This is a genomic window from Bacteroides sp. AR29, from assembly GCF_900217715.1.
In the GTDB taxonomy this organism is placed as follows: Bacteria; Bacteroidota; Bacteroidia; order Bacteroidales; family Bacteroidaceae; genus Bacteroides; species Bacteroides uniformis.
This window is the reverse complement of record NZ_OBMS01000003.1, coordinates 260,336-280,986: the sequence shown is the minus strand read 5'-3', so window position 1 is coordinate 280,986 and position 20,651 is coordinate 260,336. Positions and strand designations below refer to the sequence as shown.

Sequence of the window (20,651 nt, the reverse complement as noted above, 5' to 3'; positions counted from 1 at the left end):
TTTAAACAAGAATAATATGAAAAAATTAGCATATATAGCAACAATAGCCTGCAGTATGTTCCTGACAACTTCTTGTGTAGACCTGACCCAAGAGCCACAGTCTTTCATTACTGATGAAGATTACATTGCCAGCATGGACCTAACAGGTCTTCAACAAGCTGCAACAGGACTTTATAACGATTTATGGAATGGGAACTATGGTTTTAACTGCCGTTTACAACGCATAAATGTATGTGCAGATGATATTACTTATCGTGCGGCAAAAGCAAATAATGAATTGGCCAATTACTATAGACTATCTCCCAATATCACAGCCAACACTGCAGATTTCGATACTACTTGGTCACTATTTTTTGCCGTTATCAACCACTCCAATACACTTATTAATAAGACGGTATTACCGGAAAATGCAGACCAAGCCAAGAAGTTTGAAGAAGTATTAGGAGAAGCTTACTTCCTCCGTGGACTTTCTTATTTTTATTTGGTACGCATGTATGGTGATGTACCCCTAATTCTAGCAGAAACAGACGCTTCAACGTACATGCCGAGAACTGCTGTTGCAGAAATCTATGATCAAGCGATTATTCCTAGCTTGAAAAAAGCAGTAGAAATATTACCGGCAAAAAGTCGCAGCGGCTTCAGCTCTACTCCTTCCAAATGGGCAGCCGAAGCTTGTCTGGCAGACGCTTACATGACAATGGCCGGTTGGCCTTTGAAAAGAGGACAAGAGTATTACTCACTGGCAGCGGCTGCAGCTAAAGACATCATAGACAACTCTGGTTTGTACCTGACCGAAGAATATGCAGAATTGTGGAAAGAAGCCAATAAAGCACAACCCAATGAAGTAATGTTTGCCATCCACCATAATGCGAAGATGAAGACGGCAAGTAACTATGGAAAGTCTTACTACCCCAGCGATTTTGCCCCCAATGCCGGTTGGTCTGACTACTATGCAAACGAAAGCTTCTTTCTAAATTATCCGGATGATGCACGTAAAGAGTGGAATTATATGACAGAATGGGAAACTAAAAACGGTCATGTCACTTATAAAGAAAGTGCCGATAAGCTTCCCGCCATTTCCAAGTATTATGACTATGACAACGGCGCACCCGGTAAGAGTGCCCAAGCTAATGGTATCACTTGTATCTACCGTTACGCCGATGTCCTGCTGATGTACGCAGAAGCTTCCACCCGTGCCACAAACAGTGTAAACGCACAAGCTTTGGATGCCATTCAGAAAGTACAGAAACGTGCCGGTTATGCACAAGACCAGCTGACCACAACTACTGATCCTACAGCTTTCACAACAGCTGTATTCAACGAACGCGGTTGGGAATTCTTTGCAGAAATGAAACGTTGGTTCGAACTTGTTCGTCTGGAAAAGGTAAGTGAAGTTAGAGCCGAGACTTGGAATGGTTCGCTTTTCCAAAGCAACAACCATTATTACTTCCCCATACCTTATCAGCAAATCCGTCTGACACAGTGGACTAATAATGCAGGCTACTAATACTGATAAAAACGTAATAACACAAAACTTCTAACCTTATTTATCAAGAAATCAAATAGACCTTAATCAATTTGATATGTACGAAAGGGAGGGGCCGTGAGGTTCCTCCCTTTTATTTATCAATACAATGTAATACTACCCAAACAACATCCAACTAAATCAGGGAAAAGACATCCAGCTGGAAACTAAAAGCTTCATGCTGAAAACTAACAATATAAGACTATCCCTAATAGATAAAACAACGATATCACTCTATTTCCAATACTCTCATTAGAGCGTGATAGATAGGTATGAAAAAACACCTATCACACCCTAATAAATTTATAATCACATATATACTCCTTTGCGTGATAGCGTGACAGATGTTTTTATTTTTTTGTGTAGAAACAAAAATACCAGTAAATGCTATTTCTTTTCCGTACTTTCAAAGTGGCGTTGCTGCTGTTCCACCTGCTTCATTTCATTGATACGTTCCTGCTCTTCCCTGGCAAGGCGCTCTATTTCATTGAAGTCAATCTCTCCGACTTCAGTTTTTCCAAAGATTTCCGTCTTTTGCGGAACCGGAAGCTCTCTATACAAGGCTACACGTTCCGCAGGCAAAGTAGCTATTTCAATCACTGCCTGGGGATGGAACTGTATACCTGGATGCAAAAGACGTGCTTTTATTTTGATAGTACCTGCTTTCGTTGTTGTACGGATCAGTGCAGGTGCAGTCCCCCAACGACTGACACGGGGATTGGCTTCTACCTCTCTTCCACCGACCAACTCTCCTTCTCCTTCCACCTCAAAAATAACGGTTTCTTGAGAAAGGCGCTTTACATAGCCATCCTTATCGGTAATGGAAGCAATCACCGTGACCATATCCGAACCATTGGCACGCAGGGGTAGTCCAGAATCAACAGTCAGTACAAGCTGTTCATTACGTTTGGAAGGCATATTCTTGGTCCTAGCAACAATCTTGCCATCCAGGAATCCCTCAGCCACAATACTACATTGTTCCGGTTTCCCGGCCCGATGAAGTGCCCGGACATCCACAAAGCTATAAGCACCCTTAAAAACAACGGGAGGATGACGAATCCCCTTCTCCTCCAGCAACGGCACTTGCACAAGGGTGTCTTTTTCGTTCACAATGACACGTACACTATCACAGTTGGTATAAACCACTATATCCTCGGGGGAAAAAGGAGTCATGGCATTAGCTATATACACCATCGGCCCACTATCAGCCTGCTCCAAGTGCAGGTGCGGATCACGCTGGCTCATCATCATGTAATAGGAATACTTTGGCTGACGGAACATATCCATCAGTCCTCCCCAGAAAGGGTCAGGATGATAACCACGCTGGTGGTCAAACGAATGCCACAAGGCACCTCCTATATGCCCCCGAGGAGATTTGTAGAACTGATCAACCGTAAGAGAGCCGCCATAATCCTTGCGGGCATAGTGCTGGGCCTGGCGAATCTGTGGCTCTTCACCCCATTCACGTGCCACACGGCTGTAAGAATTGTGGGAATTCCAGTCATCCACACAGTCACCATACTCCCGGGTAAAGCAGGATTTGCCTGCATTCCGGTAAAACGCCTCGTTCTTGGGGGCTGTATAAACTACATCATATCCCATTGCTCCTTTGCTCTTGTCATCAATGGCAGCATAGCAACCCGGAGCCGGATACTCTTCATGAGTAGCCCGATAGGCATTCTGTGCGAAAGACTCCGGAAAAGCCGTCTCATTAAGTACCGGTTCCCACAGAAGGACAGACGGATGATTACGGTCTCGACGGACCATATTACGGATGTCGGAAAGGATACGTTCTTCAAACACCGGTTCCGGATTCCAGTACTGCCAGCCGGGAGTGGCTACAATAATGAACATGCCCAGTTCATCGCAGGCATCCATAAATGCAGGGTCTTGGGGATAGTGTGCCGAGCGTATAATCCGGAAACCAGCATCACGCATTTTCTTCACGTCCAGCCAATGCAGGTTGTTGGGTACGGCATTCCCGATATAAGCATAGTCCTGATGGCGGTTTACCCCCATCAGCTTGTCTCCGAACGGCTTACCGTTGATATAGAGACCGTCGGCACCGCGAAACTCAATGCTTCGGATACCGATACGGGAAACAACAGCGTCGCACAGCTTGCCGTTAAGATAGACAGAGGTGCGGAGCCGATACAGATTCGGAGTATCGGGATGCCACAAAGACGGATTTCTGACAGTGAGCTGCTGCATGACGTGTCCATCACTTCCGGCAGACAAGCTGAGACTTTTCCTTGTACTGGCCACCTGCTTGCCAACAGCATCCAGCAGGGTTGACTCCACTACCACCCGGCAACCACTCTCTCTATCATTGACGATATGAGTCTTGACATTCACCCGAGCCTTTTGGTCCGACACATCCTCATAGCTGACAAACACGCCTCCCCCAGCCACCTGGCCAGCCTCATTGGCATCGCTTACATGCACGTCACCGGTACAGATAAGATAACAATCACGGTAGATGCCACCAAATACACAAAAATCCATCGTATACTGTTTGCGCCCCGGCGGGAAAGAAGGGTCATCACTGTTATCAGCACATACGGCAACGGTTACCTCATCACCTGGACGCACACCAACAGCAGTCAAATCTATACTCACCGGGAGAAAACCACCGAAGTGCTCCTTTACCTTGTAACCATTGATATAAAAGCTGCTTTTACCCATAACCGCCTCAAAATAGAGGGACAACCGCTTACCTTGATACCGAGTATCGACAGTGAAACGCTTGGAATACCAGGCCGGCCCCTGATAATTGCGAGAACCGCTCGCCTCGGAAGGAACCAGCTGTACGGTATGCGGTAGGTTTACCAGCTCCCACTTGCTGTCATCCAGTTGCAAAGGATCAGCTTTTAAAGGAATATCCCCCCGATGAAAACGCCATCCGGGATTAAAGTCCAATACCTCGCGGCCGGAATTGGGCACCGGATAAAAACTGGCAGCAGAAAAGTGTTCTTGTGCTTGCAGTACACCGATGCAAGCCCAGAAAATAATTAATAAAAGAATCTTTTTCATAATCTATATCATTGATTTGTCATTCTATCCACACGTATTACCGCCGGTTTTCCACAAAGCATCCCCTGCGGCATAGGTACTTTGATTTCCCTTCCATTGAGAACAATCCGAATCCCTTTCAGAGCCGCATTCATGCAAGCATCGGTGACAGAAACCACAATCTCCCCTGCATCTTCCCTTATCAGCACCGCACACGGGGCAGAAGCGGAAAGAGACAAACCTTCTGCCTGCAAACCTTTATTGCCGGGATACAAGACAGCTTCCACCACCTTTCCATCCATAGAGCAGACCGCCTGCACCAGGGTATCGTTCTGCAATACCCGGAACGGCAGTTCATCCGACGGCATCTGCCGGCCTGCATAAACCACATAGCCATAGGTATCATCAACCGGACGCTGTCCATGATTTGCCCACAGACGGAGGATTCTGGCTTCTGAGGGCAAGCCTTGTTTCTTTTCATTCACCTTGTTCCGCTTCACCCAATCTGTGGGACGAGTCTCGCAAGTAACAAATGCTTCACGGGTATACTCAGGAAGTATCCGATAGGCAAACTTACCTTTCTGCACCAGCCAGAGGGGAGTACCATCTGCCGACAAAAGCGAGTGAGTGCCGGAAGCGACAAGCTCCATTTTTCCCCTTTTCATCGAGAAAACTTCATCCGTCCAAGCCGTCTGGTCGATGGTGGTACGAATCTCCCCATCCAGTTCAGGACGCTTATTGGTTACGCCCGCACCCAAAGCTACCATGTAATCTCCCAGAATGAAATAAGACTTATATGCCTTGAAGCCATAAAGAACCTCGTTCAAGCCCTCACTGTTCCCCTTGTCGTTCACACCCTCTTTCGCAGAAGCGTTCATCTTTTCGAAGATATATCCTGCAACGGCATTACTCCCGCCATCCGTAGCACCGGCAGCAAAATTACTCCTGCTGCAATAACCACGCCAATTCTCTACGGGAACCAGCTTGTCCATGCCTTCGCGTGCAGTCACACCCGGGGAAGCGGTGACATCCCAACCGCCCATAATCCGGAAATACTCATCGCCGCTGCGCTGGAACAACGTCATTCCATCCGTCGGATAGAAATTGTAGGCATCAGCAAAACTGGCGGCACTCTCCAGTCCGTCACAACGGACAGAGGCCATATTAATCGTGATATGATAGTCGGGGGTCTTCTTTATCAAGTCGTCGTTGTTGAAGAACCAACGGGTACCGGAATAGATGCCCGGAGCATACTCCTCCATCATGATGCGATTCTTCTTCACCTCTTGCTGCAATTGCAACAGTTCCCGCTGCTCTTCGGGGGTGAAAGAGTCCATCCAGTTGCCGATAAGGTTATCCAGCATTCCGGCATAAGGGATGGAAAGCTCTGTGGGATTATATACATACGAGCCACGGTCCAGGCAAGGAAGGCGATATCCCTTATAATAATACCAGGCACCACCACGCAGGAAATTAAGAAGTGCCTGCACATTATCCCGGCCCAGATTCTTGGCCCAGGGAGAGCCTTTCAGCATATTCAGCATTTTAAGTGCATTGGAAGTCCCGTCAATGGGATAACCCCAAATCAGGCATTGCTTTCCATGTCCCCAACCTGCTCCGTCGGCAGTGAATCCCTCAGTCCAAAAAGCATCGGAATACGTAGTTTGGGAGGTCATACTGATACCGCGCTGGCAAACTTCCGCCAGCAAGTCTATCATAGGAATGGAACGGTACATGGCGGCCACGGGCAATAGGGAACGATAGGCCAATGCATTGCCGCCCACCCACCACACATGGTTGCGGAAACGGGAAATGGAAACTACATTCTCATCGGTTTCGTCGTGGCGGAGAGGTTGGGTCCAAGCTTGTAAGGCAATGGTTTTCAACATATCGCACGCCTCTTGCAGCAATGTGCCGCCTTTCCCACCTTCAGCATCGTCCATCTGTTTCAGATAGCAGAAATAAGTATTGACCGCTGCCGTAGGTATGGCAAAGCAAGATGCATGGAAACGGGGACCGTCATTGGGGCGTCCTGCCTCGATACCGCCGTAATGCAAGATTGCCTTCAGCACTTTACCGGACAAGGCCTGCTCTTCTGTCAGTTCACCTTTACGATAGGCATCCGCTACTTTCCAGATACGGTTGAAGGCATCCGCCACGAACAAGCCTATTTCGGCCTGCGGGTTGGAGTAAGGCTTCTGAAAGGCATTCTCTTTGCGGAATTGCTCTTCCTGCTCCCTTAAACCAGAAAAGATACCGTCGGCAGTGAGTTGTGCCAGACACTCCTGCGCACTCAACCGGGTGTCCAGGGAATGATAACGGTAAGGATGCTGCGCAAAGGAAGCGCGGAAAGCCTTGATGGACTTCTCCTTCTCTGCATCCCCCCGCTGCCGGGCTTCGTTGTAGTAACGGTGATAATTATTGAAAGCAAACTGCGTTTCCTTCTCCTGCGGAAAAGCGGTTGCGGCCAAGCAAAGGCCGAGAATGGTCAGAATAAGGTTTCTCTGCATATTAGAATCGTATTGGTTATTGTATAATGTCCGATTATATTTTCAGCAAATATAATGAAAGGCAGAGGGAAGAAATGACGGCAATCATACAAAACAGATGCAGTTTTCGTACGGAACTGGCTGAGTGCGGCAACAGGCATAAAAAGATTGGCTATCTTTGTTTCATCATAATAATCTTATTAACAACACTCCCCATGAAAAGACATCATCTGCTTTTTCTCTTTGCCGCTTTCATAGCTATAACGTCTTCTGCCCAGAAGCTGGACAATCTGGTAGAACTGAAACAGAAGTCGGAAAACCCACTGTTTCATCACTTAGACAAAGCTCCACGTACACCAGCTTTCGAGTGCGAAGGCTATTGGGCCTGGGGAAGTTCGGTAGTGAAAGGAGATGACGGCAAGTACCATATGTTCGTTTCCCGCTTTCCCAAGAGCTTGCCGTTCCATCCGGGATGGATGGTAGCTTCGGAGATTGTACATGCCGTGTCCGAGGTACCGCAAGGACCTTATCGGTTCAGCGAAGTGGCCCTCCCTGCCCGTGGTGCGCAATACTGGGACGGACGCTCCACACACAATCCACGCATTTTGAGGCAGAACGGGAAATACTACCTTATCTATATGGGTTCCACCCACCCCTTTGCCGACCCTACTTACGAACAACTCACCCTGGAAAGCCCCTGGTGTACCGTTGCCCGTGCCAACAAACGTGTGGGACTGGCCGTTGCCGACTCGCCCTACGGTCCGTGGAAACGCTTGGACGAGCCCATCTTGAAGACCAAGCCCAATACTTTCTACAGTTTTCTGACCTCAAATCCCTCGCCTATCATTCAAGAAGACGGTTCGGTGATGATGATATTCAAGGGGCGACATTACACGAACGGTTACCTGCACTCGGCCATGAGCCTCGGAATGGCTTATGCTCCTACCATAGAAGGCCCTTATCGGGTGCTGAACAATGACCGTCCCATCTTTGAAGTAGACGGTCAGGGCGAAGCGGAAGACCCTTTCCTCTGGAAAGATGCAGACGGCTATCATGCCATCTTCAAAGACCATGTAGCCAAGTTTACCGGCGAACGGGGCGGAGGCGTCATGGCACATTCCAAAGACGGCATCCAATGGACGGTGGACAAAGACCCGAAAGCCTACTCGCTCACTGTGGAGTGGGAAGACGGCAGCGTGGAGAAGCAAGGACAACTGGAACGCCCCTTCATCCTCTTCGAGGACGGAAAGCCTGCCTACATCTTCTTTGCCACGATGGACGGGCCCGGAGGATTCGAAAATGCATCCCGTTCTTGGAATATGGTGATTCCCATCAAAGATCGGAAGTAAAAATGTGTATCTTTGCAGCCATGAACGAGAACATATTACCCATCCACTTCGCCCCGCTGCAAGGCTACACCGATGCCGTCTACCGGCGGGCGCATGCACGCATATTCGGCGGCATAGAGACCTATTACTCTCCTTTCGTACGCATGGAGCACGGAGAAATCCGGCGGAAAGATGCCCGTGACATTGAGCCGGACAACAACCCGGACCTGCACCTCATCCCCCAGCTCATTGCTCCGGATGCGGACAAGCTGGAGCACATAATGTCCCTTTTCATCGAAAAAGGATACCGGGAAGCGGACATCAATCTGGGTTGTCCTTTTCCGATGCTGGCCCGGCGCCACAATGGCTGCGGCATGCTGCCCTATCCCGAAGAAGTGAAGGCGCTGCTCTCCGAAGCCATCGACCGACATCCCGACATCCGTTTCTCCGTGAAGCTGCGTCTGGGCTGGGAGCAGGCAGAGGAGTGTCTTGCCCTGCTACCGCTGTTCAACGAACTCCCCCTCGCACACATCATCCTGCACCCGCGTCTGGGCAAGCAGCAATACAAAGGAGAGGTAGACCTGGAGGGATTTGAAGCTTTCTACAAAGAGTGCACCCACCCTCTGTTCTACAACGGAGACCTGCATACCGCGAATGATATCCGTTCTATCACCACACGGTTCCCCCGATTGGCAGGTATCGTCATCGGCCGCGGGCTACTCGCCAATCCTGCCCTGGCGCTGGAATACAAGCAAGGAACCCCGATTTCTTCCGATGAAATGGCGAAAAAAGTGGGACAACTACACACCGAGGTCTTCAACGCCTATCAAGAGCTACTGCAAGGCGGTGAGGCACAGCTATTAATGAAAATGAAAAGTTTCTGGGAGTACCTATTGCCGGACGGAGACCGCAAAGCGAGAAAGACCATTCATAAGACCAGCAAACTGGCAAACTATCAGTCAGCAGTAAGCAATCTGCTCGGAACATATTAAACAACCGTTTCCAGTATCTTTCTCTATAGGAGAGAAAGGCTAAGACTCCTATACCGAATACCCACAACACCCGGATGTATTACCCCAAAACATCCCCATGTTTTATAGCACAACACCCGGATGTTATGGGGTAAAACATCCGGGTGTTGTGGGTATTCAGTATCAATGTCTAACCTATACTCTCCCTACCTCTTTAGCTCTACCTCTAAGCTTGCAGCATCCCGGCAAGTAAAGCGCAGCACAGTCTGATTCTTGTCTGCCGACAACACCTTGCAATAGGGCGTCTCGGCAACCTTCCACTGTCCCTTCAAAGTAACGGTTACGGGAATCTCCTGACTCTCATTGTCAGTCCACGGGCGTGAATAGATACTGCGCTCAATACGTTTTCCGTCTTTATCGAAAGCCTCGTCACTCGGACCACGATACAAGGCCAAGTCGGGCTGGGAAACAGTCAGCAGAAGCTTGTCCTTATATTCGCGTATCATGACAAGGCACGATGTATCGGCTTTCTGCAACAATCCACCGTCGGGCAGAGCCTGCGGAGTCTCAAACAAGACGTAAGAAGTAAGACCGTCTGCCGGAGAACGCACAATGTGGGCGTTGCGGTCTTGCCGGAGAATCTTGTAAGTGGGTTTCTTGGCGAATGCCTTCAAAGCGGCGGCATCCGTGTGGGGCAGCACTGCATATTCGTAGGAAGCGCCTTTCGGGGCTTTGCCATGTTGCAATGTCAAGGACACCCAGTCGCCGGAAGTAGGCTTGGTGCTACGCTCGCCTACGGTCACTTGCGGGAAGTTCTTCTCATATCGGGCAGTAGGACGGGAAGCTTTGGAAATGTAATAACCTACGCCGTTGGGGTCTATATAAGTCTGTCCATCACTCTGATAGGACTCCCAGTACCGGCGGGTTTCGGGAGTGGTGGCGGCAAGCTGGAACACGGTGGTTTCCGTTGGATATTCGGTATTTAGGTTTTCGATGTCCGTACCGAGGCATACAATGGTGCCGTCGAAGAAATGGAACGACTTGCGGGCACGGTGAGAACCGTTATACTTATCATGTTCATGCAGCACCATACCGAAGTTACCGTTCAGATGTGCTTGGGACAAACCGCCGGCAAAAGCTTCGTCGGAATAGAGCATCTCCTCCATGCCGGAGAAGGTATCGACATTCAATACCCGGGCACGCAGCTGGTCGAAAGGCAAATGAATGCTCGTGACACCCGGAATACGATTCCAGTCGAAACCGGCCTCCTGCCAGCCACTGGTGGCAAAAGTAACCATTTCATCGGGTTTTCCGGTAAGAATCTGCATGCTGCCATGTGCCAGATAACGGCCATAGAAGTTGGCGGGGAGATAGTGCTCGGCAGCCCAGAGGTAACGGGAATGTCCGCGTACTACGGCAGCCCAGTTGCTGCGACGCTGTACGGATACACAACCGTAACCCAAAGCCAGATTGCCTTGCGGGTCGGGTTCCGGACGGAAGCCTTGGGCTTCGAGCAACTTCTTCATCTCCAATTCGTGGCAGGTAGAAGCCTTCGGCAGATAGTCGGGCGCATTCTTGTCCGGAGCTTCTGTATAGGCAACCAGGCGCAGATAGGCAGCAGCCATTTCGGGGTCATACTTCTGCTTGCCATCCGGCGTACCGGCAATGGCCATCGTGGCATATTGGATAGGTATCAGGCTTCCTCCCCCGTTGGGATGGCGTCCGGACATGGAGAGAGACCATTGCTTCAGATTGCAATAGAAACGCATGGTGAGAAGCACTTTCTTCACCGTCTCGTGTGCCTGCTCGGACAGACGGAACTCGGTACCACTCAGCAAGTAAATCATATTAGTGGCACCGTCCAGACCGCCCACTGCATAGGCAGGATAATTGTTGCAATGATGGAAGCAAGCACCGTCCGGCTTGAAAGAACCGGCCAATCCCGGCGCAGGAAGGCAGCCATTGTCCAGCCAACGGGAGAAGGAACGCAGGTATTGCAGTTTCTCCGGTGTATCCTCCATAATCAGAATGCTGGCTATGCGGCCTTGCAACTTGGTGTTGAACGTATCTATATCAATACCGTTGACGGCAGGTTCGGGATATACCTCATTGGTGATGGCATACCAGTTGAGCGTACGTACCGCCTCTTCCAGCTTACCTGCCTCACGCAACACGTCCTTCATCAAGAAATAAGCCACAAACAGACCGCGCATACTATATCCGTAATGGTGGATATTCCCCCAGCAACTGCCGTAGGCAATACCCTGGTCGGTGGCGTTATCGTACATGGCGATGAATTTCTGCTTCAACTCGTGTTTCAGCGCCGCATCCTCCGCATTGTTGTAGGCGATGGCGACGCGTTTCATCAGGTTGAAATAGTCGCTTATCTCTATCCCCAGTCTGGAGAACATATCTTTGTCCCAATCGGGTACCATACGTTCGTATGCCTCGGAGTGACGTACGAAATAGATAGGACGTCCTGCTACCTTGCCGTTCTTGTAGGTAATCCGATAAAAATCATACTTCTCACGGATGGACTGCATCTCCTTGTCCGAAAGCGCGGAAGGTGTGTAGAGCATGCCGCGGAAACGCTTCTCCATAACCCGTATATCCTGCTTCTGCGCCTCGGTCACGTCTGTTAGAGGGATGTCCGGTTTCCACAAGGAGTGTTCGTAGATAACCAGCCAGTGGTTGGTGGTTCCCTTATTTACAAACGGTACCTGCAAGTCGGCAGTCTGCTGGCGGGCATCTACCTTGCTGGCAGTAATCAGATGGTCGAAAAAGAGTTTCCCTTTCACGTCGGGGGCTACAATGCGGATTTCGTCCATCCCTTCTTCCGGGGTGCCTTGCATATCGCGTTCATAACATACCCATGCTCCGCGCCAACCGGTGAAGTTGATGCCAAAAGGAAAAGAGGTGCATACCTTGCCATCCTTCAGGAACTCGAACCGAATCTGCTTGTCCTGGGCCTGCTCATTGTACACCCATACGATGAAAGCCGAAAGATAGGTGTCTTTCCCCGTCGGGTCTTTCTTCTCAAACTTCAAGTCTTTTTTGATAGACAGTGCGGCACCCGGCTCGAAAGTCCAGCTCAAACTGTGGTCGCCATCCCTATAATGTTCGTCGCTAATGCCCAACTGCGAACCAGCTGCCGTAGTGACAAACGCCGGAACCTGCTTCTCCTCAAAAGAAAGCAAGCGCTCATTCTTCACGATTTGTGCGTGTACACTGCCCGGCAGCAACATGCAAACGAGCGCTACCGCTCCTATTTTCCATTTACTGAATTGCATCATGTCTGTTTATTTAAGGTTATCGATATTTGCTACTTGGAAATCTGCAAAACGTACGTGGTTCTGCCACAACCGTAAGGCGAAATAGCCGTCTCCTTTGCCATCGGCAACCGGTAAGCTGAAAAGCTCTTCACCATCCATGGCATAAGTGGTGGCTCCATTCTCCACACGGATTTTAACTTCATACCAATGGTTGGGCTTCAAAAGGTGGGCGGCATCGGTATACTCTTTCAAGATGGGTTTAATCTTTGCATCGTCCACTCCATAATACTCTCCATGGTATTCACGGAAACGCGTAGTTCCATTATCATTACCGCCGTAGCCCACATAGTAAAGGTCCAGCGTATTGTAATTCTTGAACTCGCCGTTGCGCCATGCACTGCGGGCAAAGAAGTCATCCGGATGCCGGGGGTCATCGGCCCCCCAAAAACAATTCAAGTCACTGAGACGGTCGTAGCTACCATTCTCAACCACCACTTGTACCCGGTAGGTAATCTCATAGTTTCCCGTCAACCGTTCCTTATACCAAAGGGACAGCCCGTCCGGAGATACAATATCCATCGTATCGCCGATACATGTAATTTCCACTTTTCCGGAAGAATCCTCCACGACCCAGGCGGTAAGCCGGCAGGAAGCGCCCATCTCCATACCGGGGAGGACACATAAGAGAAGTTGCATCAAAAGAAGTTGTAACCGCATATTTCAATGTATTAGTACGGTACAAAGAAACCCCTCTTTTTGGAAAAAGAGGGGCATAAATCGTACAGAAGAAGGATAAAATAATGATTGAGGCGGATTTCTGCCCCCACTTCATCAAGGATGAAGTTCTTCGAAAGCCTTGTTTTCCTCTTGTACCGCCTGAATAGTTTCTTCCAGTTCATTGATAGGGAGATCGAAGTTGTACCAGTCGTTATAGCAGTCGGTGACATACCACTTGCCATCCGTCAGTTCAAAGACCACACGAAGGGAAGGTTCTGATTCATCATAGCCTGCTTCGAACTCTTTATGGGCAGGCTCATTGACTGTGAAGTGAGAAATATAGGTACCTCCCTCCTCTTCGGTAGTACGTCCTTCCTTCAGCGTTTCTTCGTCTAGCAATGCCCACTTCTCGCGGGTGAAGGGAAAAGTCTGTTCCGTCTCACCGTCATCCTTCAAGAGGGCGATGGGAGACTTCAAAGGAAACTTGATTCGGGAATACTGGAATGAAGCACTGGACGTGAATTTCTGGAGAAATGTCTTGAAATCCTCCTCTTCGGCAGCCAGACCATTGAGAGTCGTCAGCATGAGTGCCGCAAACAGACAAAAAACAAAGCGGATAGCCTTCATATACTCGGATTATTTTTCAATGCGCAAAGATAATATAAAAGTAATAAAATGCTAAGGCTATGGGGCGATAATTATTATCATCTATGTTTCAGATACTCGTAACCAAACCGGCAACGCAAGCAGTCTTTCTTGTCACAATATTCCTTTTGAAGTTGAAGCAGAGCCTGCGAATCGGCAGCGGTAGATACCGGCAAACCGGCACCATCCCAAAGTCGGGTTACGTGATTGTTTTCGGCCTTCAAGGATTCAAGGAAACGGGTGGCACGGTCACACAAAACGTCATCGGCCTTGTGCAGGCCATAAGCATAAAGAAACGGGATGACCGTATTGATGGCAATCAGATTCAAGGCACCGTCCCCTACCCGCTTTTCCCTCCGGGGTGAAACCTTTCTGAAATTGAAGTGCTCCTCCCAATACGCGGAAGTCTTGGCAGCCAGTATCTTCTTCACCGCCTCCAGCGTTTCAGCCTCCATAACACGCGAGAAGAGCGACTGCTCCTTGTGATACAGACAGGCAAGCTGGGCGAGGCGTACATGTGGAAAGTTATCGGGACGAAGACGCAGAAACCGCCACTGCTCAACAGACATGGGAGCTGGCAGCTCGAACTTGTGTTGCAGGTAGCGGAACTCTTTCTGAAGTATCAAATAATAATCATCTGCCTCTGCCGAGACCTCCTCCAGCAGGCCTGCCTGCCCCAGGAAGAAAGCCTCCACTTGAAACAGACTGTCCCGATGCTTGTCTACGGCGCGGAATGGAAGGCGGTTTGCCCATGCCTCGAAAGCATCCCCATTCAGCCCGAAGCCGAAGTTACGAGCAAGAGTAATGAAGAAAACATCTTCCCAATGATGATTGCAGCGTTCGAGCCGCTGGGATATGACGCATGCTTTCTGCTCAAAACGCTCTACCTGCAAAGCGGACAGCCAGGAATGGACGGTCAGCTTTGGGAGGGAGGCAAGGATGGAATAGCAGGGAGGATAAATCTCTGTCTGCCGAAGCTCTTCATAGCGCAAGCGGACAGTGTCGGGGCAAGTGAGCACCATCTGGGGAACCAGCTCACCGTTCGTGCGGTACACATCACAATTCGATTCGCCCACCACGTGCAGGATGACGGTATCATACGCCTTGTCACGGTCGTGCCTATGGAGCAGCCAGTCTGATGCCTGCGTATGCACTTCGACGTTGCCCACCCAGAGCGTACCGTCTATTTTCAGTTTGGCATTAAAAAAATCGGGGCCTGCATTCATGTTCGGCAAACCGGGATCTATCACTTCTACCGGCCGGCCGGAGGTTGTCTGGAGCAATGACAAAGGAAATATTTTGTGCTTCCAAACATAATGCAGTAGTTGTTCCATGTTAACAAGACGTTAATGTTGAGCACAAATGTAAGAAAAAGATTATCTTTGCGACCTATAGTTTGTTGATAAACTAAATAAAAACAGATAGAAACAATGAAAATCGCATTAATCGGCTACGGAAAAATGGGCAAGGAAATCGAGAAAATAGCCCTTGGCCGCGGACACGAAATTGTAAGCATCATCGATGTCGACAATCAGGAAGACTTTGAATCGGCAGCCTTCAAGAGCGCCGACGTTGCCATAGAGTTCACCAACCCCATGGTTGCATACAATAACTATATGAAGGCATTCCGCGCCGGGGTCAAACTGGTATCCGGCAGTACGGGATGGATGGCAGAACATGGAGACGAAGTAAAGAGACTTTGTACCGAAGGCGGCAAGACACTGTTCTGGTCTTCCAACTTCAGCTTGGGAGTAAGCATCTTCTCTGCCGTCAACAAGTACCTCGCAAAGATAATGAACCAATTCCCTGCCTATGATGTGACAATGAGCGAAACGCACCACATCCACAAGATGGACGCTCCGAGCGGAACGGCCATCACGCTTGCCGAAGGTATTCTGGAGAATCTCGACCGTAAGGACAAATGGGTAGAAGGGACTTTCCAAGCTCCCGACGGAACCGTTTCGGGCTCTACGGAATGTGCAGCCAATGAGCTATCCATAAGTTCTATCCGCGAAGGAGAAGTACCGGGCATCCACAGCATCCGCTACGACTCCGAAGCCGACAGTATCACTATCACCCACGATGCCAAGAATCGCAGGGGATTTGCCTTGGGAGCTGTCCTTGCTGCCGAATATACCGCCAAGCACGAAGGTGCTTTGGGAATGAGTGACTTGTTTCCATTTTTAAAAGACTAAAACATCATGAGAAAAGCAACACGCACCCAATGGATTAAATTCAGTATAGTCACCCTGCTCTACCTTGCCTTTCTGGTTTGGGTAAAAAGCTGGCTGGGACTGATTGTACTACCCTTCATTTTTGACATCTACATCAGTAAGAAGATACCCTGGGGATTCTGGAAGAAATCGGAGAATCCTGCCGTACGCAGCATCATGAGTTGGGTGGATGCCATCGTATTTGCGCTGGTAGCCGTCTACTTCGTAAATATCTATGTGTTCCAGAATTATCAGATACCGTCTTCCTCATTGGAGAAATCCTTGTTGGTAGGCGATTTCCTTTACGTCAGCAAGATGAGTTATGGTCCGCGCGTACCGAATACGCCGCTTTCCATGCCGCTGGCACAACATACACTACCGGTATTCAACACCAAATCGTACATCGAATGGCCCCAATGGGAATACAAGCGTGTACCAGGCTTCAGCAAAGTGAAACTGAATGACATTGTGGTGTTCAACTTCCCGGCAGGCGACACGGTAGCCACCAATTTCCAGCAGACAGACTTCTATACCCTTGCTTACGAAGAAGGAAAACGCGTGTATCCCAACAAGGTGAATATGGACAGCCTGACACGCAAGCAGCAACGTACTGTCTACGACCTGTACTACAATGCCGGACGTAATCTTATCCGTTCCAATCCGAGAATGTACGGTGACATTGTCATACGCCCCGTTGACCGTCGTGAAAACTATGTAAAACGTTGCGTAGGCCTGCCCGGCGATACGTTGCAAATCAAGAAAGGACAGGTATACATCGACGGTAAAGCCATCGAGAACCCTACAGAAATGCAGTTCAACTACTTTGTACAGACTACAGGTCCTTATATCACCGATGATATGTTCCGTGAACTGGGCATCAGCAAAGAAGACCAGACACTGATGACCGACGGTCTGGGCTGGGAAGAGAATCTGATTGAAATGGGATTGGACCGCCGGGATGCCCAAGGCAGGCTGGCACCGGTCTATCATCTTCCGCTTACCAAAAAGATGTACGAGACCCTTTCGGGCAACAAGAAACTCATCAGTAATATTATCATTGAACCGGGAGAATTCTCGGGACAGATGTATCCGCTGAACCTTTACACTAAATGGGACCGCAACAACTACGGCCCGATATGGATTCCTGCCAAAGGCGCCACCATCAAGCTGACCGAGGACAACCTGCCTATCTACGAACGCTGCATCGTTGCCTATGAAGGCAACAAACTGGAAGTCAAGGAAGACGGCATCTACATCAATGGTGAAAAGACCGACTCTTATACCTTCAATATGGACTACTACTGGATGATGGGCGACAACCGCGACAAGTCCGCCGACTCCCGATACTGGGGTTTTGTGCCGGAAGACCATGTCGTAGGAAAGCCTATCGTAGTATGGTTGTCACTGGACAAAGACCGGGGCTGGTTTGACGGTAAGATACGCTGGAACCGGATATTCAAGTGGGTGGACGGCATTAAATGAAAAAAGGGTGTAAGATAGCAATCACAATAGTTGGAGTGGCACTCGTCGTGGTGCTGCTTCGGGGTTGTGTGGCAACTTCCTATCTTATCCCCTCTTCCGGCATGGAAAATTCACTGTACCAAAGTGAGCGTATTCTTGTAAACAAGTGGAGCTACGGTCTGCGGCTTCCTTTCATGAAGTTATGGGGGTATCATCGCTGGGCGGACAGTCCGGTGCAGAAAGAGGATATTCTTGTATTCAACAATCCTGCCAATCTTTCAGAACCCGTGATTGACCGACGGGAAGTCTTCATCAGCCGTTGCATCGGTATTCCCGGAGATACCTTGCTGATAGATTCGCTTTTTTCAGTGATTCCTTCCGAAAAGAATGCGCCCGACCAGAAGTTTCTTTATTCTTACCCCAGACAACGGGAACGACAGTTGGATTCATTGCTTTCCATACTTTCCATCGCTCCCAACCAACTATTGGGGCAGGACTCAACAAAGAATATACGCAGTTTCAGCCGTTATGAACACTACTTGCTGGAACAAGCCATGAACGGGAACTGCTGGATAGAACCTATTGTCAAGGAAGATTCTATGGAGATACTGAAACCTCTGATAATCCCCAGCAAAGGCAAAGCCGTGCGCGTATATCCGTGGAACAAGACTTTGTTGCGAAATACCCTGGTACTTCACGAAAAGAAACAAGCCGAAATCAAAAACGACACCCTTTATGTGGAAGGCAAACCCGTGCAACACTGCCATTTTACCAAAGACTACTACTGGGTAGGTGCCAACAATGCCATCAATCTTTCGGACTCCCGTCTTTTCGGTTTCGTCCCCGAAGACCACATCATAGGCAAGGCATCTATCATCTGGTTCTCCAAAGAAAAGGGAACAGGACCTTTCAGCGGTTACCGATGGGGCAGGATATGGAAAAGAGTGGAATGACAAACAAATGAAAGAATAAAAATGAAAATACAAACAATGCACAGTAGCTTCAATCGTAAATCGCAAATCATCTAATCGTAAATATACTGATGAAAACAGTTTTTCTTTCTTCCGCCTATTTGGCTCCCATAGAATATTATACCAAATTGCTGGCATACGATAAAGTATTCATCGAACAGCATGACCACTATATGAAGCAGACTTACCGGAACCGTTGTACCATTGCCGTACCGGACGGTGAACTGGCCCTTTCCATCCCCACCGTCAAACCGAATACCCTAAAATGCCCGATGCGCGATATACGCATTTCAGACCACGGGAACTGGAGGCATCTGCACTGGAATGCCATAGAATCTGCCTACAACCACACTCCTTTCTTTGAATATTATAAAGACGACTTCCGCCCTTTCTATGAAAAGAAGTATGAGTTTTTAGTCGATTTCAACGAAGAACTTTGCCATCTTATCTGTTCTCTGATAGACATACAGCCCGATATGGCACGCACCACCGAATACCGGACTGAATTCACTCCGAATGAAGCGGATTTCCGCGAACGCATTCATCCGAAAAAGGATTTTTCTCTGGAAGATACAGAATTCTCACCACAACCTTATTATCAAGTGTTTCAAGAGAGACTCGGGTTTCTGCCCAACTTGAGCATCATAGACCTGCTGTTCAATATGGGACCGGAGAGCTTATTGGTATTACAGAAGTCCATCACTCTAAAATAAGACATGAAACCGAAAGCAACAATACAATGGACGCTTGCATTCCTGCTTCTGGCATCTTGTATGCAAGCACAATCCATTTGGAACACAGCACACCTTGCAAATGTAAAGCACTCTATTCACGAGCCTTTCTATGCCACAACTTACGAGATATTGAAAGCGGAAGCGGACAGGTTATTGGACGCCCAGCCCCTTTCTGTCATGATGAAAGAAAAAACACCTGCCAGCGGTGACAAGCATGACTATATGAGCCAAGCCCGATACTATTGGCCCGACCCAACAAAGCCAAACGGCCTGCCTTACATCAACCGCGACGGCGTATCCAATCCTGAACTGAACAAACTAGACCGTAATCGGTTGGGAACAACAGCCGGCCGCATCACTACCCTGGCTCTGGTCTGGTACTTCAGCGGAGAAGAGCAGTATGCCCGGAAAGCCACAGAACTTATCCGCGTATGGTTTCTGAACAAAGACACCCGAATGAACCCCAACCTGGAATATGCACAAATGATACCGGGACACAATAACGACAAAGGTCGCTGCTATGGGCTGATAGACACCTACTCCTTCATAGAAATGCTGGATGCTGTGGCACTGCTAGAACAGTCAAAAGCATTTACTACCCAGGACAGCAAACAACTGAAGAAATGGTTTTCCAAACTGACCGACTGGATGCTCGCCAGTCCGCAAGGTAAGGAAGAAGCAGCCAGTGCCAACAACCACAGCGTAGCCTACGATGCCCAAATCATAGCTTTCGCCCTCTATACCGGTAACAAGAAACTGGCGCAGGAAATCATCAATGACTTCCCCCAAAAACGTATCTTCCCCCAGATAGCTCCTGACGGACGACAACCGCACGAACTGCAACGTACCCTTGCCTTCCACTACTCACAGTACAACCTGACCCACTTTATTGACATCATGCTGATGGCAAAAAATCTTGGAATCAAGCTGGATGACATCACCTCTACCGATGGACGTAACTTCTACAAAGCCATGGATTTCCTGGCTTCCTACGTCGGAAAGGGCCTCAGTGAATGGCCCTACCAGCAGATAAGCGGCTGGGAAAGCTCGATACAGAATTTCTGCAAAGACCTCTACCGTACTGCCGTCTACCTGAATCCTGCACGCAAAGACTACCTGAATCTTTATTATGCCCACCGTATCCTAAAACCGCATGACAACTTCAATCTACTGTATATACAAGCCACGGCATTGGACAACCCGATAAGGAAATAGCACTTTCTTCCGGACAACAAATGCATCTTTTTTGTATGATTGTTAGTCAGTGCAACGGATTATTCCGTATTTTTGCAACGCTAATCAAATAAAACACA

The 20,651-nt window shown here is 48.9% G+C and carries 14 protein-coding genes; 8 read left to right on the top strand and 6 right to left on the bottom strand.

The features are described from left to right. Positions 1-16: 16 nt before the first annotated feature. Positions 17-1,507 carry a RagB/SusD family nutrient uptake outer membrane protein gene (locus CSD97_RS02600; protein ID WP_034522898.1) on the top strand — a complete coding sequence of 497 codons (1,491 nt, stop codon included), beginning with the start codon at positions 17-19 and terminating at the stop codon, positions 1,505-1,507. Between the two features lie 405 nt (positions 1,508-1,912). Here CSD97_RS02600 and CSD97_RS02595 read toward each other — a convergent pair whose 3' ends face one another. Then, complete coding sequence (locus CSD97_RS02595; protein WP_005826042.1) at positions 1,913-4,558, bottom strand: glycoside hydrolase family 2; 2,646 nt, start codon at positions 4,556-4,558, stop codon at positions 1,913-1,915. 8 nt (positions 4,559-4,566) lie between these two features. Further along, positions 4,567-7,047 (bottom strand): polysaccharide lyase family 8 super-sandwich domain-containing protein, encoded by a 2,481-nt coding sequence (locus CSD97_RS02590; protein WP_098031921.1) that lies wholly within the window; start codon positions 7,045-7,047, stop codon positions 4,567-4,569. A 194-nt stretch (positions 7,048-7,241) separates the two neighbouring features. Here CSD97_RS02590 and CSD97_RS02585 point away from each other — a divergent pair, with 194 nt between their 5' ends. Continuing rightward, the gene (locus CSD97_RS02585) at positions 7,242-8,375 is read left to right on the top strand and encodes a glycoside hydrolase family protein (protein ID WP_022401877.1); all 1,134 of its coding nucleotides are present in this window, start codon (positions 7,242-7,244) and stop codon (positions 8,373-8,375) included. A gap of 2 nt (positions 8,376-8,377) precedes the next feature. Further along, complete coding sequence (locus tag CSD97_RS02580; RefSeq protein ID WP_022401878.1) at positions 8,378-9,346, top strand: tRNA-dihydrouridine synthase family protein; 969 nt, start codon at positions 8,378-8,380, stop codon at positions 9,344-9,346. Positions 9,347-9,531: 185 nt separating this feature from the next. Here the strand turns inward: CSD97_RS02580 and CSD97_RS02575 are convergent, their stop codons facing one another. From CSD97_RS02575 to CSD97_RS02560, 4 genes are all read right to left on the bottom strand, one after another. Next, a complete protein-coding gene (locus CSD97_RS02575; protein ID WP_098031920.1) occupies positions 9,532-12,618 on the bottom strand; it encodes a chondroitinase family polysaccharide lyase in 3,087 nt (1,028 codons plus the stop codon). Positions 12,619-12,624: 6 nt separating this feature from the next. Further along, positions 12,625-13,314 (bottom strand): DUF6250 domain-containing protein, encoded by a 690-nt coding sequence (locus CSD97_RS02570; protein ID WP_005826049.1) that lies wholly within the window; start codon positions 13,312-13,314, stop codon positions 12,625-12,627. A 114-nt stretch (positions 13,315-13,428) separates the two neighbouring features. Then, positions 13,429-13,941 (bottom strand): hypothetical protein, encoded by a 513-nt coding sequence (locus CSD97_RS02565; RefSeq protein WP_005826053.1) that lies wholly within the window; start codon positions 13,939-13,941, stop codon positions 13,429-13,431. 77 nt (positions 13,942-14,018) lie between these two features. Next, on the bottom strand, positions 14,019-15,293 hold the full coding sequence (locus CSD97_RS02560; protein ID WP_005826054.1) for a DUF2851 family protein: 1,275 nt from the start codon (positions 15,291-15,293) through the stop codon (positions 14,019-14,021). A 96-nt stretch (positions 15,294-15,389) separates the two neighbouring features. Here CSD97_RS02560 and dapB point away from each other — a divergent pair, with 96 nt between their 5' ends. The 5 genes from dapB (at position 15,390) to CSD97_RS02535 (ending at position 20,553) form a co-directional block, all read left to right on the top strand. Then, complete coding sequence (dapB, locus tag CSD97_RS02555; RefSeq protein ID WP_005826055.1) at positions 15,390-16,154, top strand: 4-hydroxy-tetrahydrodipicolinate reductase; 765 nt, start codon at positions 15,390-15,392, stop codon at positions 16,152-16,154. Positions 16,155-16,160: 6 nt separating this feature from the next. Then, complete coding sequence (gene lepB, locus CSD97_RS02550; RefSeq protein ID WP_098031919.1) at positions 16,161-17,654, top strand: signal peptidase I; 1,494 nt, start codon at positions 16,161-16,163, stop codon at positions 17,652-17,654. Beyond that, positions 17,651-18,586 carry a signal peptidase I gene (lepB, locus tag CSD97_RS02545; protein ID WP_057256583.1) on the top strand — a complete coding sequence of 312 codons (936 nt, stop codon included), beginning with the start codon at positions 17,651-17,653 and terminating at the stop codon, positions 18,584-18,586. Before lepB (CSD97_RS02550) ends, lepB (CSD97_RS02545) begins: the two co-directional genes overlap by 4 nt. A gap of 89 nt (positions 18,587-18,675) precedes the next feature. After that, complete coding sequence (locus tag CSD97_RS02540) at positions 18,676-19,317, top strand: WbqC family protein (RefSeq protein ID WP_005826060.1); 642 nt, start codon at positions 18,676-18,678, stop codon at positions 19,315-19,317. 3 nt (positions 19,318-19,320) lie between these two features. Further along, on the top strand, positions 19,321-20,553 hold the full coding sequence (locus tag CSD97_RS02535; RefSeq protein WP_057256584.1) for an alginate lyase family protein: 1,233 nt from the start codon (positions 19,321-19,323) through the stop codon (positions 20,551-20,553). Positions 20,554-20,651 lie beyond the last annotated feature (98 nt).

Bases quoted from the DNA above. Each gene is read 5' to 3' on its own strand.
- CSD97_RS02600 (WP_034522898.1), top strand. From the start codon at position 17: ATGAAAAAATTAGCATATATAGCAACAATAGCCTGCAGTATGTTCCTG.
- CSD97_RS02595 (WP_005826042.1), bottom strand. From the start codon at position 4,558: ATGAAAAAGATTCTTTTATTAATTATTTTCTGGGCTTGCATCGGTGTA.
- CSD97_RS02590 (WP_098031921.1), bottom strand. From the start codon at position 7,047: ATGCAGAGAAACCTTATTCTGACCATTCTCGGCCTTTGCTTGGCCGCA.
- CSD97_RS02585 (WP_022401877.1), top strand. From the start codon at position 7,242: ATGAAAAGACATCATCTGCTTTTTCTCTTTGCCGCTTTCATAGCTATA.
- CSD97_RS02580 (WP_022401878.1), top strand. From the start codon at position 8,378: ATGTGTATCTTTGCAGCCATGAACGAGAACATATTACCCATCCACTTC.
- CSD97_RS02575 (WP_098031920.1), bottom strand. From the start codon at position 12,618: ATGATGCAATTCAGTAAATGGAAAATAGGAGCGGTAGCGCTCGTTTGC.
- CSD97_RS02570 (WP_005826049.1), bottom strand. From the start codon at position 13,314: ATGCGGTTACAACTTCTTTTGATGCAACTTCTCTTATGTGTCCTCCCC.
- CSD97_RS02565 (WP_005826053.1), bottom strand. From the start codon at position 13,941: ATGAAGGCTATCCGCTTTGTTTTTTGTCTGTTTGCGGCACTCATGCTG.
- CSD97_RS02560 (WP_005826054.1), bottom strand. From the start codon at position 15,293: ATGGAACAACTACTGCATTATGTTTGGAAGCACAAAATATTTCCTTTG.
- dapB (WP_005826055.1), top strand. From the start codon at position 15,390: ATGAAAATCGCATTAATCGGCTACGGAAAAATGGGCAAGGAAATCGAG.
- lepB (WP_098031919.1), top strand. From the start codon at position 16,161: ATGAGAAAAGCAACACGCACCCAATGGATTAAATTCAGTATAGTCACC.
- lepB (WP_057256583.1), top strand. From the start codon at position 17,651: ATGAAAAAAGGGTGTAAGATAGCAATCACAATAGTTGGAGTGGCACTC.
- CSD97_RS02540 (WP_005826060.1), top strand. From the start codon at position 18,676: ATGAAAACAGTTTTTCTTTCTTCCGCCTATTTGGCTCCCATAGAATAT.
- CSD97_RS02535 (WP_057256584.1), top strand. From the start codon at position 19,321: ATGAAACCGAAAGCAACAATACAATGGACGCTTGCATTCCTGCTTCTG.